This window comes from Kitasatospora sp. CM 4170 (assembly GCF_032110285.1).
Taxonomy (GTDB): Bacteria; Actinomycetota; Actinomycetes; order Streptomycetales; family Streptomycetaceae; genus Kitasatospora; species Kitasatospora aburaviensis.
Map to the genome: position 1 here is coordinate 1,899,437 of NZ_CP134877.1, position 18,103 is coordinate 1,917,539.

Below are 18,103 nucleotides of genomic sequence, written 5' to 3' on the forward strand. Positions count from 1 at the left end.
CTCACAGTCCCGGCAGTGGCAGGCCCGGGGCCCCGCCGCCGAACGCCTCGGTGCCGTCCAGCCCGACCGCGTTGCGGCGGGCCTCGAAACGTTGCAGGTACTCGCCGGTCGGCCGCATCCGGTGGACGACCCGGGTCACGTAGTACAGGCCGCTGTGCAGGGATCCGGCGCCCTTGACGAGCACGGTCCGGCCGGCCCGCAGCACGTGCCCGTACGCGTCGCTGTTGATCTCGCCGACCGCGTCGACCAGCCAGGCCGCCTCGTCCCGGGCCGCCTGGGCCTGCCGGCTCAGCTCGGACGGGTCGGCGGTCGGTGTGGCGGTCAGCAGCAGGGTGCCGGGAGCGCGCAGCGGCCGGACCGCCCGGGCCAGGGCGCCCCCGGCCAGGTCGGCCAGGGTGGTCCGGCCGGTGAGGCGCTGGGCGGGGAGGGCCGCCTCGGCGACGGCCGTCCCCCTGGTCTCCGGGGCCACCTGCTCGGCACGGACCGCGAGCGGCAGGCGTCCGTCGAGCGTGGCCTCGAAGGAGCGCAGGTTGCCGGCCGCGCCGAACCGGACGGCGAGGTCCGGCTGCGGCGAGCCGCCGAGCGCGGGCGGTCCGAACCGGCAGCGGGCCGGGCCCTTCCCCGCGACGAACCGCACCTCGAAGCCGTTGCGACGGGCGATCGCCCGCAGAAGGGCGGCGTCGGTGCCACGCTGGACAACGGTCGTCCCGGCCGCCTCGCGCAGCGGGGCGGTGGGCGTGATGTCGGCCTCGAAGCCGGCCGCCTCAAGGATCTGCTTGGCGATGTCAGAGTCCGCGAGGTCCGGCCAGGCCACCGCCTTCTCCTCTTGGCCGAGGACGGCCCACGGGTCCTGCCCGAACACGTCGAGATGGGCGTCACGGCCCGTCAGCCGCACGGTGGCGCCGACCACGTAGCCCTCGGCCAGCGGCTCCGGCCCCGGGGCGCCACCGCCCAGCAGGCCGCCGACGGCTCCGGCGGGACCACCGCCACCGGTGAAACCGAGGTCCACCCCGAACGGCGCGAACGGCGTTAACCGCTCGTCCGACAGGTGGCTCCATTCGCCGTCGGGCCCGGCGGTGAGTCGCAGGCGGACCGTGAAGAAGCTGCCGTCGACGCTGTCGTCCACCTCGACGAACTCGACGTCGGGGTGGAGGTCGACGGCCGGCGCACCGCCGCAGCGCAGTTGGAAGGCCTTCTCCGGCACCGCCGTCACCCCGCCCGGTCCGGCGGGACGGTGATCCGGGCCCCGGGCGTCAGCAGGTCCTCGGGATCAACGCCGGGGTTGGCGTCCGCGATCAGCCAGAACCGGTCGGCACGCCCGTAGTAGCGCGCCGCGAGGAGGTCGAGCCGGTCGCCCTCGATGACGGTGTGGCGGTACCAGCCGCTGGTGGGCGGGACGAAGCGGATCGGCAGCACCGCGTGCACGCGGCCGTCCTCCGTGGTGACGAGGCGGCTGCGCCGTGCGGCCTCGGCGTACCGGCTGCCGGGATCGGTCACTGAAGGGCCCCCAGCAGGTCTCCGGCAACGTTGGCCAGGTTGAGAGCGGCCATCACCTCGCGCACGGACTGGGTGTACTTGTACGCGCCGATGGCGAGTTTGGCGTCCGCGGGGAGCCGGACCGGGGTGAGCACCCGCAGGGAGACGTTCACCTCGACCCGGATCGGGTTGAGCATCCGGTCGTACTCGCGCTCGGTGACGTAGAGGTTGGTGACGGTGACCGGGATGAGCCGGTACGGGCCCCAGAAGAACAGCACGGTCGGCAACTGTGCCGGCGGGCTGCGGTACGGCTGCGGTCCGCCGCCGAACAGCGAGGTCGCCAGCGACTCCTGCGGGTACATCAGCAGTTCGAGCGCCGACAGCGCGGGCAGCACCCCGCTGGCCAGGGCGATCGGGTTGCCGCCGGCCAACTGGTCGGTGGCGTCGAGACGCAGCGTGAACGAGATGGCCTCGTCGGGCTCGCCCGGCTGGTTCACGGGGGCGGGGCCGGAACCGTCGGGGGGATCGGGCGGGAAGGCCAGGCCCGGGGTCCGGCTCACCGTCTCCGGGTTGAACTGGAACAGCACGATGTTCGGCAGCCCCCCGAGCAGCCCCGCGTCGAACTTGACGAAGGCCCCCTTGAGTGCCGGCACCACGCAGCCCCTGTCTCGATGCGATGCGGTCGGCCCGCCGGCCGGTTCGCCGCCGGGGCCGCTGAGTGGGCGTCAGCTTGACGTACCCGAACCGCCCGCCGCAACGGACCGCGCCGAGGTACACGCGAAAGGCGCAAATCGCTCGTTTCGGTCGACGCGGCGCCGGGGAGCCCGCGAATCGGCCGTCGAGCGGCGGCCGAGCGGCGGGGATCTCCGGCGGACACTTCGTGGACGATGCGGAGAGTCCGTGAACCTACGGTGATCGACCGTTGATCGCCCGTAGAGCAGGGCCGTGGACCATCGGCAGCGGGGGGAGCACGGTTCGACGGCCACAGCCGGCGCCGCCCTCGGCGTGCCGGCGGCCGCACGGACCCGATCCGGTCCCCGGTAGTTGGCCAACCCACGGAAGGCGGACGAGACATGGACAGCGGTCAGTCGCTGCAGACGACGGTGGGCTTCGGAGAGCTGCTCAGGATCCGGCGCGAACGGGTCGGCCTGACCCAGCAGGTGCTCGCCGATCACGCGACCCTGAGCGTGCGGGCGATCCGGGACATGGAGAGCGGCCGGGTGCAGCGCCCCCGGCAGGAGACGGTCCGGCTGCTGGCCGACGCGCTGCGGCTGGAGGGCCGCAACCGCTCGGCGTTCGAGGCGGCCGCGCGCCGGCAGGCGCTCGCCGACGAGCCGCGCGACGAGCCCACCGCGCCGCCGGTGGCCCGGGGCGCGATCGTCGGCCGGGAGCTGGAGGTCGAGGTGCTGGCCGACGCGCTGGCCGTCCACGGCGACCGGCTGGTCACGGTGACCGGCCTCGGCGGGGTCGGCAAGACCCGGCTGGTGCTGGAGGTGGCCCGGCGGCTGCACCTGGCCGCCCGCTGGTCGGTGCGCTGGATCGACTGCGCCAGCTCGGTGGCCGTCGGCACCCAGTACCACCCCGAGCCGGCCCGCTCCGGTCCGACCCTGATCGACCTCGGACGCACCGAGGGCGGCCGGACCGACCTCGGCCGCGCCCGCGACGGCCGCGCCGACCTCGCCCGCGCCATCGGCGACCGGCCCACCCTGCTGGTGCTGGACGGCGCCGACGGCCGGGTGGACACGGCCCTGCTGGACGAGCTGTTCCAGCGCTGCCCCGGCCTGCGGGTGCTGATCACCGCGCGGGTGGCGCAGCCGCTGCCGGGCGGCCAGGTGATCCCGCTCGCCCCGCTGCCCACCCCCGGGGCCGAACTCGACCACGACCCGGCCGCGCTGGCCGAGGTGGGCGCCGTCCGGCTGCTGCTCTCACACCTGCGCCGGCTGCGTCCGGGCTACCGGCTGGAGCGCGACGAGGCGCCGGCGGTCGCTGCACTCTGCCGCCAACTGGACGGCCTGCCCGGGGCCTTGGAGCTCGCGGCCGGCTGGTCGACGGTGCTGTCGCCGGGGCAGCTGGTGGCCCGGCTGTCGGACGGGCCGTTCCACCTGACGCCGCCGGCCGGGTTCGGCGGGCGCGGGGACGTCGGCGCGGCGCTGGGCGCGGCGCTGGAGCGGCTGACGCTGAGCCAGCGCTACCTGCTGGAGCGGCTCGCCGCCGAGCCCGGCGACTGGTCGGGCGAGGACGCCGTGGCGCTGAGCGGGCGGCCGCCGCAGGAGTGCCTGCTGGCGTTGCACGAGCTGCTGGCCAGCGGCCTGATCCGCAGCGTCCCGGCCCGCGACGGGGTCCGGTTCTCCGTGCTCAACCTGTGCCGGCGGCTCTGCGACGCCCAGCCGGTGCTGGCGGCGGCCGGCTGACCGGCGGCCGCACCTCCGACGCCCGGCCCGCCACCGGCCGCCCCGTCCGCCCCGTCCTGGCCCGGCCCGCCCTGGGCCCGCCCCGACCCGCCCCGAGCTGGCCCGCCCTGGCCCGCACCGATACTGCCCGTCACTTGCCGGGCAAGCTGCCGGTCCGACGAGCGGATCCTCCCTAGCGTTCTGTCCACGGCCGGGCGAGCCGGAATCCCGAGACCCACTGCCCCGGACACCCACCACCACCGGCCGGGACTCCCCACCACCAACCGACACAGAGGGTTTGCGCCGTGGAGCAGCATGCCGTGGAGCAGCTGGAGCAGCATGGAAAGGCCGAGCCGGCCGGACTGGAGGTCGTGGTCACGACCATGGCCTCGGACTCGCACACCTGGAACCTGGTCTTCCTCCAGCTGCTGCTGGAGGAGCTCGGCCACCGGGTCACCAACCTGGGCGCCTGCGTGCCCGACGAACTCCTGGTCGCCGAGTGCCGCCGGATCGAGCCCGACCTGATCGTGCTGAGCAGCGTCAACGGGCACGGCCAGCAGGAGGGCCTGCGGGTGATCGCCGCCCTGCGCGCCTGCCCCGAACTGCGCCGCACGCCGACCGTGATCGGCGGCAAGCTGGGCATCGCCGGCTCCGACGACCCGACCCGGCAGGAGGTGCTGCTGGCCGCCGGCTTCGACGGCGTCTTCGAGGACGCCGGCGCCGTGACGGACTTCCGCGCCTTCGTCGGGTCGCTCTCCGCCGGGGTACTGCTGTGACCGGCTTCGGCACCTTCGTCGCCCAGGCCAGAGCCGCCGGCGCCCTGGTCGTCCAGCCCCGGATGGGCATGGCCGATCCGCTCCGCCAGCGCGACGGCCTGATCGCCACCCGGGACGCGACCGCCGTCACGGTGGGCACGATCACCCTGGACAGCTACACCCGGACCGGCGACCTCGCCGCCGCCCGACGCGCGCTGGCCGACGGGGCCGGCCTGAACGGCTACCCGATCGCCACCCACCCGGCCGACGTCACCCGCGCGGTGCTGCGCGGGGTCGCCGACGCGGGCTTCCCGGTGCAGGTCCGGCACGGCTCCGCGTCGCCGGAGCACATCGTGCGGGCGCTGCTGGCGGTCGGCCTGGACGCCACCGAGGGCGGCCCGGTCTCGTACTGCCTGCCGTACAGCCGGACGCCGCTGCACGAGGCGGTGGCCGCCTGGCAGCGCAGCTGCGACGTGCTGGCGTCGATCCAGGAATTCGGCGCCGAACCGCACCTGGAGACCTTCGGCGGCTGTCTGATGGGGCAGCTCTGCCCACCCAGCCTGCTGATCGCGGTCAGCGTCCTGGAGGCGCTGTTCTTCCGGCAGCACGGGCTGCGCAGCGTCTCGCTCAGCTACGCCCAGCAGGCCGACCTGCGGCAGGACGAGGAGGCGCTCACCGTCCTCGGCCGGCTGGCCGACGAACTGCTGCCGGACGTCGACCGCCACCTCGTCCTCTACGCCTACATGGGCGTCTACCCGCGGACGCCCGGCGGCGCCCGCCTGCTGCTGACCGAGGCGGCCCGGCTGGCGGTGCGGACCGGGGTCGCCCGGCTGATCGTCAAGACCACGGCCGAGGCGCACCGGATCCCGACCGTGGGCGAGAACGTCCGGGCGCTGGAGACGGCCGCCGCGGCGGCGGCCGACGAGCGCGACCGGCCGCCGCTCAGCGCGGTGCCCGACACCGGCATCGAGGCGGAGGCACGGGCACTGATCGGCGCGGTGCTGGAGCTGGACTCCGACGTGGGCCGGGCGCTGGTCCGGGCCTTCGCGGCCGGCTACCTGGACATCCCGTACTGCCTCCACCCCGACAACGCCGGCCGGGCGCGCAGCTCCCTGGGGCCGGACGGCCGGCTGCACTGGTCGAGCGTCGGCTCGATGCCGATCGCCGGCCTGACGGGGGGCGCGCGCCCGCCGATCCTCGGCTCGGCCGAGCTGCTCACCGCGCTCTCGTACGTCCAGCGGACGTACGACGCCCGCGCCGCCACCCCCGGCCCGCCCCGAACCCCCGCCCCACGACGAGAGATGGGACTAAACGCATCTTGACTTCCTCTCCGTCCTCAGGACGGGGATTTCCCCTCAGCCTCGCAGCTGAGCCGCCGCGCGTGAGCGCGGCAGTGGGACCACTTCCTGCTTCACCGACGACCGCCCGCCCGGCGGTCCGGCAATCCCTGACCCGCCACGCGGGCAATCCAGTTCCTCCCCGACCCAGAGGCCGGGGCCTTCTTGGAGGTATCCGATGACCGACGACGGGCTCACCGCACCGGCCGCCACCGAAGCCGCCGGCGCCGCCGCCACCGCGCCGGTGGACCCGGGGCGGCACCTGACCGCGCCGACCACCCGCAGCGCCCTCCGGATCCAGCACCAACTCCTCACCGCCGCGCGCGAGTTCCTGCGCGGGCGGGGGTTCACCGAGTTGCTGCCGCCGATCATCGGCCCGGTCACCGACCCGGGCGCGCGCGGCTCCAAGCAGGTCGACGTCGACTTCTACGGCCACCGCTACAAGCTGATGACCAGCGCGATCCTCTACAAGCAGGCCTCGCTGCTTGCCTTCGACAAGATCTTCTGCATCGCCCCGAACGTCCGGCTGGAGCCGCTGGAGACCGCCGGGACCAGCCGCCACCTCGCCGAGTTCCACCAGCTCGACGTGGAGGTGGCCGGCGCGACCCGGGACGACGCCGTCCAGCTGGTCGAGGAGCTGGTGGTGCACATGGTCGACAGCGCGGTCCGCGAGCTGCCCAAGGACTTCGCCGAACTCGGCCGGGACGTCGCCGCGTTCACCGAGCTGCTGAAGGGCTCGTTCGGCCGGATGCGGCACGCGGAGGCGGTCTCGGAGCTGCAGGGCCTCGGCCACCCGCAGAGCCCGGACGCCGAACTCGACTGGGCCGGTGAGGCGTTGCTCTCCGCCCAGCGGGACCGGCCGTTCTTCGTCACCGACTACCCGAAGGGCTCGCGCGGCTTCTACGACCGGGAGAACCCGGAGGACCCGGGCCTGCTCCGGAACTTCGACCTGATCGCGGCCGAGGGCTTCGGCGAGCTGTGCAGCGGCAGCCAGCGCACCAACGACTACGCGGAGATCGTCACCCGGATGCGGGAGACCGGCGAGAACCCGCAGAAGTACCGCTGGTACCTGGACCTGGTGCGCGAGGGCGTGCCCGGCAGCGCCGGCTTCGGCATCGGCGTCGAGCGGCTGACCCGCTACGTCGCCGGGCTGGACGCGGTCTGGCAGGCCAGCGCGTTCCCGAAGCTGGCCGGGGTGGTGTCGCCGTGACCGGGTGGGACGAACGGGCGGTGCCGGGCGCGGCCACCCGCCTCCGCGCCCCCGCCGCGGGCACCCGCCGGACCGGCCCGAACGCCGGCCGCGGCGCGGGCGCCGGACGAAGCGGGGTGGCCGCATGAGCGACCTGTCCGCACCGGGGTTCCCGGAGGAGGAGGTCCGCCGGCGGGCCCGGGCCGGCGTGGCCGCGGCCTTCCCGCCGCCGGGCGAGTACGGGCGGGTGCTGTTCGGCGCCGAACGCCCCGACGGCCCGGCCGACCTCCGGGACCCGCTGGACGCGCTGCGCCTGGTGCCGCCGGTCTTCATGCCGCAGCGGCTGGCCCGGCTGATCGACCTGGGCCGCGAGCCGGACTACCGGGACGTCGAACTCACCACCGACATCGGCGGGTTCACCTCCGCACTGCCGGTGTACGTGTCCGCTCTGGGCTCCACCAGGGCGGCCGGCGGTGACCTGGGGCAGGCGCTCTCCCGCCAGGCCGGGGCGCTCGGCGTCCCGATGGTGATCGGCGAGAACGTCGTCCCGGTGAACGGCTACGGCCGGCTCGGCGAGGCCGCCGACCAGGCGCTGCTCGGCCGGCTGCGGGCGTACGCCGCGGAGCTGCCGGACGGGCTCGGCGGGGTCGCCGTCCAGCAGTCCACCGAGGACGCGGACGCCGAGGTCTGGAACCTCGTCTACAGCGACCCGGCCGCCCTGCCGCTGCTCGAAACCGGGCGCCTGGCCTTCGAGTTGAAGGTCGGCCAGGGCGCCAAGCCCGGACTGGGCGGGATGACCGTGCTGGACCCCGAGGCGGCGGCCCGACTCGGCGACCGGTACGGGCTGGACCCGGTGTTCGGCGACGGCCGGGTGCTCCGCTCCAGCACCCCCGGCACCTTCACCGCGGAGATCCTGCGCCAGCAGGTCCGGCTGATGCGCAACAACTTCCCGCGGGCCCGGGTCTGGGTGAAGCTGCACCCCGGCCGGGACGTCGCCGAGGCCGCCCGGGTGGCCGCCGGGGCCGGGGCGGACGCCGTCACGGTGGACGGCGCGGAGGGCGGCACCGGCTGGGCGCCGGAGGCCTTCCCCGCGCAGGTCGGCCTGCCGCTGGCGGAGTGCCTGCGCCGGCTGGCGGTCGCCGGGCCGCCGCCCTGCCTGCTGGTCTCCGGGCGGATCTGGGAGGGCGCCCGGGCGGTCAAGGCCCTGGCGCTCGGAGCCCGCGCGGTGGGCCTGGGCCGGGCGGCCGTGCTGGCCTCCGCCGAGGATCCGCAGGACGGGCTGGTCCGGTTCGCCCAGTGCCTCGCCCTGGAGCTGCGGCTGCTGATCAGCGCGCTCGGGAAGTACGCGCCGACTGCGCTGGACCTCTCCGACGTGTGGTCCGCGGACGGCCGCCTGTCCGTTCCGGAGACCGCGCCGGCGGAATTGCCGTAACCCTTCCCCCCACCTCTCCGTCGCATTTCCCAGCAGCCCGCCGGGGCGCCGACAGGCTCCCCGGCGGGCTCTCGCATTTCACTCAAGTGACTTGACCCAAGCGGCAGTTGAAACTGCCGATGGTCTTCCGGACATTCTGCCGATCGGGTCGGACGGCCCGCCCTATCGTCGAAACCACTGCCACCAGCGTCGCTCATTCATCGGGGTTAAATGATGGAATCACGCGGTTTCCCCTTCATATCCGTCGCGCGCCGGTTCCCGGAGCGGCCGGCCGTCCGGCTGGGCGGGCGGACGGTCCGCTACCGGGAGCTGGACGAGCTGAGCGGCGCGCTCGCCGCCCGGCTCGCCCCCGGGCGCACCGTGGCCGTCGCCGGCCGCGACCGGCTCGACCACGTGGTCGGCCTGCTCGCCGCCCTGCGGGCCGGCGCCACCTACCTGCCGCTGGACCGGGAGGCCCCCGAGGAGCGCAACCGCTGGATCCGCGAGGACGCCGGCGCCACCCTCGGCTACCTCGACGGCGAGTTCGTCGACCTCGGCGCGCCGGCCGGCACCTCGCCGGCCGGCACCTCGCCCGCCGGCACCTCGCCCGCCGCAGCCGATGGAACAGCCGCCGCCGACGGAACCGCACCGGGCGACGGCGCCCCCACCGCGGCGGACGCCGACGCCGTGCCGGCCTCCGCCGGCTACCTCGTCTACACCTCCGGCACCACCGGCCGCCCCAAGGGCGTGCACGTCCCGCTGACCGCGCTGACCGGCCACCTGGCGGCCGCCGTCGAGGCCTTCGCCCTCACCCCCGAGGACGTGGTGCTGCACTTCGCCCGCCCGACCGTGGACGTGGCCGTCGAGCAGGTGCTCACCGCCCTCTCGGCCGGCGCCTGCCTGGTGGTCCCGGAGCAGCAGCTGGTCGCGCCGGGCGCCCTGCTCGACCTGCTCGACGCCGAGGGCGTCACGGTGGCCAACGTGGCCGCCGGGTACTTCCAGGAGGTGGTGGCGGCGGTCCGCGAGCGCGGCCGCGCCCCGCGCACCCTGCGGCTGATGATCTCCGGCAGCGACCGGCTCCACCCGGACGCCGCCGCCGGCTGGTGGGACGCCACCGGGGTGCCGCTGCTCAACGCCTACGGGCCGACCGAGACGGTGGTCACCGCCACCGTCCACCGGGCCGAGCGGACCGCCGCGGACGCCGGCGCGGTGCCGATCGGCAGCCCCCTCGGCGACCGCCGGGCCTACGTGCTGGACGACCGGCTGCGGCCGGTGGCGCCCGGCGAGCCCGGCGAGCTCTACCTCGGCGGGCCGCTGCTGGCCCTCGGCTACCACGGCCGGCCCGGCCTGACGGCGGGCCGCTTCGTCGCCGACCCGTTCGCGGCCGGGCCGGGCGCCCGGATGTACCGCACCGGCGACGTCGTCCGGACGAGCGCCGGGGGCGGGGCGCTGGAGTTCGTCGGCCGCACCGACCACCAGGTGAAGATCCGCGGCTTCCGGGTCGAGCCCGGCGAGGTCGAGCAGGTGCTGGCCGGCCACCCGGGCGTCGCCGGCGCGGTCGTCGTCGCGCACGAGGCCCGGCTGGCCGCCTACGTCACCGGCGCCGCACCCGACTACGCCGAGCTGCGCGCCTTCCTGGCCGAGCGGCTGCCCGAGCACATGGTCCCGGCGACCGTCACCCCGTTGGCCGCCTTCCCGCTGACCGCCGGCGGCAAGGTGGACCGCACCGCGCTGCCCGAGCCGCAGGCCGCGCCCGCCGCCGCACCGAGCGGCCGGCGCCCGCCGCGCACCCCGGCCGAGCAGCTGATCGCCGCCGTCTGGGCGGACGTACTCGGCGTGCCCGAGGTCGGCGCCGACGACAACTTCTTCCACCTCGGCGGGGACTCGCTCACCGCCGTCCGGGTGGTCGGCCGGGTCTTCGACGTGTTCGGCATGATCTCCCCGTACACCATCTTCGACGCACCCACGCTGGCCGGGTTCGCGGCCGCCGTCACCGCCTCCGCGGGCGGCGAGCGCCCGGAGCTGACCCGCACCGGCGCCGCCGAGGCCCCGCTCGCCACCTTCCAGCGCGGGCTCTGGTTCCTCGACCAGTGGAACCCGGACGCGCCGACGTACATCGTGCCGTGGGTGTTCCGCTTCGCCGGCGAGGTCGACCCGGAGCTGCTGCGGCGGGCGCTGGCCGGGGTGGTGGAGCGGCACGAGAGCCTGCGCACCACCTTCGCCTTCGGCGAGGACGGCCCCCGGCAGGTGGTCCACCCGTCCGTCGAGCTGCCGTTCGCCGTGGTGGAGACCGCGCCCGAGCAGGTCGGCGAGTTGCTCGCGGAGGCCGCGCTGGTCCCGTTCGACCTGGAGACCGGCCCGCTGCTGCGCGCGCACCTCTACCGGACCGGCGCGACGTCCACCCTGCTGCTGCTCTGCCACCACATCGTCTGGGACGAGGGGTCGCTGCCCGTCCTGGAGGCCGAACTGGCCGAGCTGTACGAGGCGCTGGCCGCCGGCCGGGCCCCCGCGCTGCCCGAACTGCCGGTGCAGTACGCCGACTACAGCGCCTGGCAGTACCGGGAGGACAACGCGGCCGCGGCCGCACGCCACCTCGACCACTGGCGCGAGCACCTGCGCGACGCACCGACCGAGCCCGCCCTGCCCACCGACCGCCCCCGGCCCGAGGTGCAGGCCTTCCGCGGCGCGTTCCACCGCTTCGCCATGCCGCGCCCGGTCGCCGAGGCCGTCCGCGCGCTGGCCCGCAGCGAGGACGCCACGCCGTTCATGGTGCTGCTGGCCGGCCTGGCGCTCACCCTGCACCGGCGCACCGGACAGCGCGACCTGGTGCTCGGCTCCCCGGTGAGCGTCCGCGGCCGGGCCGAACTCGACGCCCTGATCGGCTACTTCGTCAACCTGCTGCCGCTGCGGGTGCGCCTCGACGAGGGCGCGGACTTCCGCGAACTCGTCCGGCACGTGCGCGAGGTGGCGATCGACGGCTACCGCCACCAGGAGGCGCCGTTCGACGACATCGCCACCACGGTGCTGGAGGACCGTCCGGACGACCGCGCCGAGAACCGCAACCCGCTCTGCCAGGTGCTGCTGGAGCTGCACCCGCTGGACACCCGGCCGCTGACCATCGGCGGCACCGAGGTCACCCGCGAGCTCCACTCCAACCCGGTCTCCCGCTTCGACCTGTCGATCTCCGTCGACGACCGCGGCACCGACTTCACCGGCCGCTTCGAGTACGACTCCGACCTCTTCGACGCCGCCACCATGGCCGGCCTGTGCGAGGACTGGCTGGGCACCCTGGCCGCCACGGTCGAGGTGCCGGTGCACGCCCTGGTCGAGGCCCGGGCCGACCGGGAGCCGGCCGCCACGGCCCTGATCGCCGGCGAACAGCACGTCTCCTACGGCGGGTTGAACACCGCGGCGAACCGGCTCGCGCACCACCTGACCGCCCGGGGCATCGGCCGGGGCGACACCGTGGCCGTCCTGGTCGAGCGCGGGCCGGACCTGGTCACCGCGCTGCTCGCCGCGCTCAAGGCCGGCGCCGCCTACACCCTGCTCGACCCCGACTTCCCGGCCGAGCGGCTGGCCGGCGCGGTCGCCGACAGCGGCGCCGCCCTGCTGGTCACCCACCGCCACACGAGCCCGCCGTTCCCCGTCGCGGACCACCTCGACCTCGACGCGGAGGCCGCGGCCGTCGCCGCCCGGCCCGCCCACGACCCCGGGCTGCCGGTCACCGGCGCCGACCTCGCCTGCGTGATGTTCACCTCCGGCTCCACCGGCCGTCCCAAGGGCGTCGCCGTCCCGCACCGCGCCCTCACCACCACCTACCTCGGCCAGGATTACGCCCGGTTCGGCCCCGACGAGGTCTGGCTGCAGTGCTCCCCGGTCTCCTGGGACGCCTTCGCCCTGGAGCTCTACGGCGCGCTGGCCTTCGGCGGCGTCTGCGTCCTGCAGCCCGGCCAGCGGCCCGACCCGCAGGCCGTCGCCGAGCTCACCCGCCGCCACGGCGTCACCCAGCTCCAGCTCTCCGCCAGCCTGTTCAACTTCCTGCTGGAGGAATTCCCGGACACCTACGACGACCTCAAGGTGGCCTTCACCGCGGGCGAGCGGGCCTCGGTCACCCACGTCGGAAAGGCCCTGGAGCAGTACCCGCAGCTGGTCGTCGCCAACGGCTACGGCCCGGTCGAGAGCCTCGGTCTCACCACCTGCCACCGCGCCACCGCCGAGGACGCCGCCGGCGCCGCCATCCCGATCGGCCACCCGCTGCACGGCAAGGCGGTCCACGTCCTGGACGAGCAGCTGCGCCCCGTCCCGGACGGCACCACCGGCGAGCTGTACGCGGCCGGCGGCGGTCTGGCGTACGGCTACGTCGGCCGGCCCGGGCTGACCGCCGAGCGCTTCGTCGCCTCGCCGTTCGGCGCCCCGGGCGAGCGCCTCTACCGCACCGGCGACCTCGGGCACCGCGGCGCCGGGGGCGTGCTGGAGATCACCGGCCGGATCGACGACCAGGTCAAGATCCGCGGCTTCCGGGTCGAGCCCGGCGAGATCGAGGACGCGCTCACCCGCCACCCCGCCGTCCGGGAGGCCGCCGTCACCGTCCACGAGCCCGCCCCGGGCGACCGGCGGCTGGCCGCCTACGTCACCACCGGGCCCGATGCGCCCGGGCCGGACGCCCTGCTCGACCACCTGGCCGCACTGCTGCCCGAGCACATGGTGCCCGCCACCCTCGACGTGCTGGACGCCCTGCCGCTCAACCCCAACGGCAAGGTCGACCGGCGCGCCCTGCCCGCGCCCGCCGGGCGCCGGGCCGCCGCGCCGGCCGACCCGCTCACCCCGGACCAGCGGCTGGTCGCCGACGCCGTCCGCGCCGTGCTGGAGCTGACCGAGGACCTCGGACCGGAGGCCAACTTCTTCCGGGTCGGCGGCAATTCGCTGGCCGCCGTGCGGGTCGCCATGCGGCTCTCCCAGCAGACCGGCACCCGCGTCCCGCCGCACGTGGTCTTCCGCGGCAAGACCGTCGGCGCCATCGCGGAACGGCTGGCCGCACGATGACGGACCGTCAGACCGATCGCCCGAACGAAGGGAACATGGCCGTGAGCCCGTCCGCCGACCCGGCCCGCACCGCCCCCGTGTCAGGGCTGCAGCGCGGCCTCTGGTTCCTCGACCGGTTGAACCCGGAGGCCGCCACCTACACCACCCCCTGGACGTACGACGTCACCGGCCCGCTCGACCTCGACCTGCTGCAGCGGGCGCTGGACGGCGTGGTGGCCCGGCACGAGGCGCTGCGCACCACCTTCGCACTGCACCCCGACGGCCCGCGCCAGCGGATCCACCTCGGCCTCACCGTTCCGCTCGCCGTCACCGACCTGCGCGGCCTGCCCGAGGCCGAACGGCCCGACCACGCCGCCCGGTTGTTCGCCGAGCGGGCCACCGAGCCGTTCGACCTGGCCGCCGGCCCGCTGCTGCGCGCCGAGGCCGTCCGGCTCGCCGACGAGCGCACCACCCTGCTGCTGGTGGTCCACCACATCGTCTGGGACGGCTGGTCGGCCGACCTCTTCGAGCGCGAACTCGTCGAGCTGTACGCCGCCCTGGCCGAGCAGCGGGAGCCGCGGCTGCCGGCGCTCGCCACCCAGTACGCCGACTGGGCACGGGAGGAGCAGCACACCTCCTACGAGGAGCACCTGGCCTACTGGAAGGACCGGCTCGACGGCGCTCCCACCCTGCTGGAGCTGCCGACCGACCGGCCCCGCCCGGCCGAGCGCGGGCAACGCGGCGCCACCGAGCCGTTCGACCTCTCCCCCGGCACCGCGGCCCGGGTCCGCGCGCTCGCCGAGGAGGAGGGCGTCACCCCGTTCACCGTCCAGCTGGCCGCCTTCGCGCTGCTGGTCGGCCGCTGGACCGGCGCCGACGACCTGCTCGTCGGCACCCCGGTGACCACCCGCAACCGGCCCGAACTCGCCGACCTGATCGGCTACTTCGTCAACCTGCTGCCACTGCGGATCCGGCTCTCGCCGGGAGCGGGCTTCCGCGCGCTGCTGGAGCAGGTCCAGGACGCCGCCTTCGACGCCTTCGGCTACCTCGACGTGCCCTTCGACCAGCTGGTCGACCGACTCGGCACCGCCCGCACCGCCCAGCACCCGCCGCTGGTCCAGGTGGTGTTCGGCGCCCACGCCGAGGACCGCGCCCCGCTCGTCCTCGGCGCGGCCACCGCCGAGCGGACCGTCCGCTCCAACGGCACCAGCAAGTTCGACCTCACCTGGTCCGTCTTCGACGGCGGCGAGGGCACCGAGCTGCGCGGCGAGGCCGAGTACAGCAGCGACCTCTTCGACCCCGGTACCGTCCGCCGGCTCGCCGCGGACTACGCCGCGCTGCTGGACGCCGCACTCGCCGATCCGGACGCCTCCGTGCTCCGGCTCACCTCCGCCGGGGCGCCGCACCGCCCGGCCCGGCTCGACCCGGGCCACTGCCTGCACCACCTCTTCGAGCAGGCCGCCGATGCCCACGGCGACCGACCCGCCGTCAGCGACCCGGAGGGCACCCTCGACTACGCCGAACTCGACCGCCGCGCCAACCGGTTGGCGCACGCGCTGCGCGCCCGCGGGGTCCGCCCCGGCGACCGGGTCGGCCTGCTGCTGGAGCGCACCGCGGCCGTACCCGCGGCGATCCTCGGCGTGCTCAAGACCGGCGCCGCCTACGTGCCGGTCGACCTGGCCGCCCCGGCCGACCGGGCCGCCCTGGTCTTCGGCGACACCGCCGTCACCGTGGTGGTCACCGACCGGCCCGACCGCGCCCCGGAAGGCCCCTGGCAGACCCTCGACCTGGTGGCCGGCGCCGAGGAGCTCGCCGCCCTGCCCGCCACCCGGCCGCCGGCCGTCGGCCGCCCCGGCGACGTCGCCTACCTCATCTTCACCTCCGGCTCCACCGGTCGGCCCAAGGGCGTGGCCGTCGCCCACGAGCACGTCAGCCGGCTGCTCGACTCCGGCCGGCCGCACTTCGGCTTCGGCCCCGACGCGGTCTGGACGCTCTTCCACAGCTACGCCTTCGACTGGACCGTCTGGGAGCTCTGGGGCGCCCTGCTGCACGGCGCCCGGCTGGTCGTCGTGCCCTACCTGACCAGCCGCTCGCCCGACGAGTTCGCCGAACTCGTCGACCGGGAGCGGGTCACCCACCTCTGCCTCACCCCGTCCGCGCTGCGCCAGCTCGAACCGGCGCTGCGCCGCCACCCGCGCGCCCTGCCCGAGCTGCGCTGGATCATGCTCGGCGGCGAGGCGCTCGACCCCGGCGTGGTGCAGCGCTGGTTCGGCCTCGACCCGCTGCCGCCCGCCCGGCTCTGCAACCTCTACGGCATCACCGAGACCACCGTCCACGTCACCGTCCACGACGTCGCCGACGGCGGCGAGGGCTTCGAGCGGAGCCTGATCGGCGAGCCGATGCCGCACCTCACCGCGGCGGTCCTGGACGACTGGCTGCGCCCCTGCCCGGCCGGCGTGCCCGGCGAGCTGTACATCGGCGGCGGCAGCCTCGCCCACGGCTACTGGGGCCGCCCCGGCCTCACCGCCGGCCGCTTCGTGGCCGACCCGTACGGCCCGCCCGGCGCCCGGCTCTACCGGACCGGCGACGTCGCCAGGCGGCTGCCCGGCGGCGGGCTGGAGTACGTCGGCCGGGCGGACTTCCAGGTGAAGCTGCGCGGCTTCCGGATCGAGCTGGGCGAGATCGAGAACGCCGTCGCCGCCCACCCGGACGTGGACGCCTGCGTGGTCACCGTGCACGACGACCGGCTCGCCGCGTACGTCACCGGGCGGGAGCCCGCCGACCTGCGGGCCTTCCTGGGCCGCGCACTGCCGGAGTACATGATCCCGGCGAGCGTCACCGTGCTGGACGCGCTGCCGCTCACCGTCAACGGCAAGGTCGACCGGGCGGCGCTGCCCGCCCCCGGCCGGGCCGCGCCCGCCGCCCGCGGCCGGCACGTCGAGCCCCGCACCCCGGAGGAGGAGCTGTTCGCCGCCGTCTGGTCGGAGGTGCTCGGCCTGCCCGGCATCGGCGTCCACGACGACTTCTTCCACCTCGGCGGGGACTCCATCCGCGCCGTCCAGCTGGCCGGGGCGCTGCACGACCGCGGCTGGCAGGTCAGCCTGCGGGACGTCTTCAACGCCCCCACCGTCGCCGCGCTGCTGCCGGCGGCCTGCCCGGTGGCGGCGGACCCCGGGGCGGACCGGCCGTTCACGCTGATCGCCGAGGAGGACCGGGCCGACCTGCCGCCCGAGGTGGTCGACGCCTACCCGATGGTCTCGATGCAGCTGTCCATGGTCTTCCACATGGAGGTGGCCGGCGGCACCGACAGCTACCACAACGTCAACTCCTACCGGATCTCCGGCGATCTGGACGAGACCGCCTTCGTCCGGTCGGTGAACGAGGCGATGGCCCGGCACGCCGTGCTCCGCACCGGCCTCGACATCTCCGGCTACGGCGAGCCGCTCCAGCTGGTGCACGGCACGCTGCCCGCCCCGGTCGAGTTCGCCGACCTGCGCGGGGCCGACGAGCAGGCGCAGGACGCGGCCGTCCGGGCCGTCTTCGCCGACCACCGGGACCGGCCGTTCGACCTCGCCGAGCCGCCGCTGTTCCGGATCACCGTGCAGCGGCTCGGGGCGAGCGCGTTCCAGCTCACCATCTCCGAGCACCACGCGATCCTGGACGGCTGGAGCTTCACCTCGCTGCTCACCGAGATCCTCGAACGGCACTCCGCGCTGGCCGCCGACCCGGCGTCCGCGCCGACCCCGCCGCCGCGCACCGCCTTCCGCGACTTCGTCGCCGTGGAGCGGGCGGCGGCCGAGGAGCCGGCCTCGCTGGCCTTCTGGCGCGAGCGGCTGGACGGCGCCACCGGCCAGCTCTGGCCCGGCAGCGAGGACGTCCACGACCTGCCGCGCACGGTCGAGCGGGTGCTGCCGGACGCCCCCCGGCAGCTGCGCGGCGTCGCCGACGCGCTCGCCGTGCCGGTCAAGTCCGTCGCGCTCGCGGCCCACCTGCACGCCCTGGCCCGGATCACCGGGCGGGAGCGGGTCACCACCGGCCTGGCGATGAACGGCCGGCTGGAGCGGCTCGGCGGCACCGAGGTCTACGGGCTCTTCCTCAACACCGTCCCGCTGGTGGCCGAACCGGGTGCGGACCTCGCCGCGCTGGTCCGGCACGTGCACCGGGAGGAGCTGGACGTGATGCCGCACCGCCGGGTTCCGTTCGCCCGGCTGGCCCGGCTGATGGCCGACACCGCGCTCGACAGCCAGTTCGGCTACCTGCGGTTCCACGCCCTCGGCCGGCTCAGCTCGGCGCGGATCGAGGACGGCCGGATCGGCTGCGAGCCCACCCTGCGGCACGAGCCCAACAGCTTCGCCTTCGGCGCCTCGCTGATCCAGGACCCGGTCTCGGACCGGGTGCTGCTGGCCGTGGACCACCAGCGGGCGGTGGTGGACGACGCCACCGCCGAGGAGTTCATCGACGCCTACGCGGCGGCCCTGGCGGCCCTGGCGGCGTCGGTCTGACGCCACGCCGCCCGGGTCGGC

At 75.6% G+C, this 18,103-nt stretch carries 10 protein-coding genes; 7 read left to right on the forward strand and 3 right to left on the reverse strand.

What is annotated here, in order from left to right; translation table 11 throughout:
- Position 1: 1 nt before the first annotated feature.
- The 3 genes from RMN57_RS07615 to RMN57_RS07625 are packed head-to-tail and all read right to left on the reverse strand — an operon-like array spanning position 2 to position 2,129.
- Entirely contained in the window at positions 2-1,204 is a 1,203-nt protein-coding gene (locus tag RMN57_RS07615; protein ID WP_313762618.1) for a hypothetical protein, read from the reverse strand.
- 5 nt (positions 1,205-1,209) lie between these two features.
- Positions 1,210-1,497 (reverse strand): LysM domain-containing protein, encoded by a 288-nt coding sequence (locus tag RMN57_RS07620; protein ID WP_313762619.1) that lies wholly within the window; start codon positions 1,495-1,497, stop codon positions 1,210-1,212.
- Positions 1,494-2,129, reverse strand: a complete 636-nt coding sequence (locus RMN57_RS07625; RefSeq protein ID WP_313762620.1) for a hypothetical protein — start codon at positions 2,127-2,129, stop codon at positions 1,494-1,496. The genes RMN57_RS07620 and RMN57_RS07625 overlap by 4 nt, the downstream gene beginning before the upstream one ends.
- Before the next feature lie 420 nt (positions 2,130-2,549).
- Here RMN57_RS07625 and RMN57_RS07630 point away from each other — a divergent pair, with 420 nt between their 5' ends.
- From RMN57_RS07630 to RMN57_RS07660, 7 genes are all read left to right on the forward strand, one after another.
- On the forward strand, positions 2,550-3,887 hold the full coding sequence (locus RMN57_RS07630) for a helix-turn-helix domain-containing protein (RefSeq protein WP_313762621.1): 1,338 nt from the start codon (positions 2,550-2,552) through the stop codon (positions 3,885-3,887).
- 308 nt (positions 3,888-4,195) lie between these two features.
- Entirely contained in the window at positions 4,196-4,642 is a 447-nt protein-coding gene (locus RMN57_RS07635; protein WP_313767739.1) for a cobalamin-dependent protein, read from the forward strand.
- Positions 4,639-5,943, forward strand: coding sequence for a methylaspartate mutase (locus tag RMN57_RS07640; protein ID WP_313762622.1), 1,305 nt, complete (start codon positions 4,639-4,641; stop codon positions 5,941-5,943). The genes RMN57_RS07635 and RMN57_RS07640 overlap by 4 nt, the downstream gene beginning before the upstream one ends.
- Positions 5,944-6,136: 193 nt before the next feature.
- Positions 6,137-7,168, forward strand: coding sequence for an asparagine synthetase A (locus RMN57_RS07645; protein ID WP_313762623.1), 1,032 nt, complete (start codon positions 6,137-6,139; stop codon positions 7,166-7,168).
- A 124-nt stretch (positions 7,169-7,292) separates the two neighbouring features.
- Complete coding sequence (locus RMN57_RS07650) at positions 7,293-8,579, forward strand: glutamate synthase-related protein (protein ID WP_313762624.1); 1,287 nt, start codon at positions 7,293-7,295, stop codon at positions 8,577-8,579.
- A gap of 210 nt (positions 8,580-8,789) precedes the next feature.
- The gene (locus tag RMN57_RS07655; protein WP_313762625.1) at positions 8,790-13,601 is read left to right on the forward strand and encodes a non-ribosomal peptide synthetase; all 4,812 of its coding nucleotides are present in this window, start codon (positions 8,790-8,792) and stop codon (positions 13,599-13,601) included.
- Between the two features lie 35 nt (positions 13,602-13,636).
- The gene (locus tag RMN57_RS07660; RefSeq protein WP_345330163.1) at positions 13,637-18,082 is read left to right on the forward strand and encodes an amino acid adenylation domain-containing protein; all 4,446 of its coding nucleotides are present in this window, start codon (positions 13,637-13,639) and stop codon (positions 18,080-18,082) included.
- Positions 18,083-18,103: the final 21 nt, after the last annotated feature.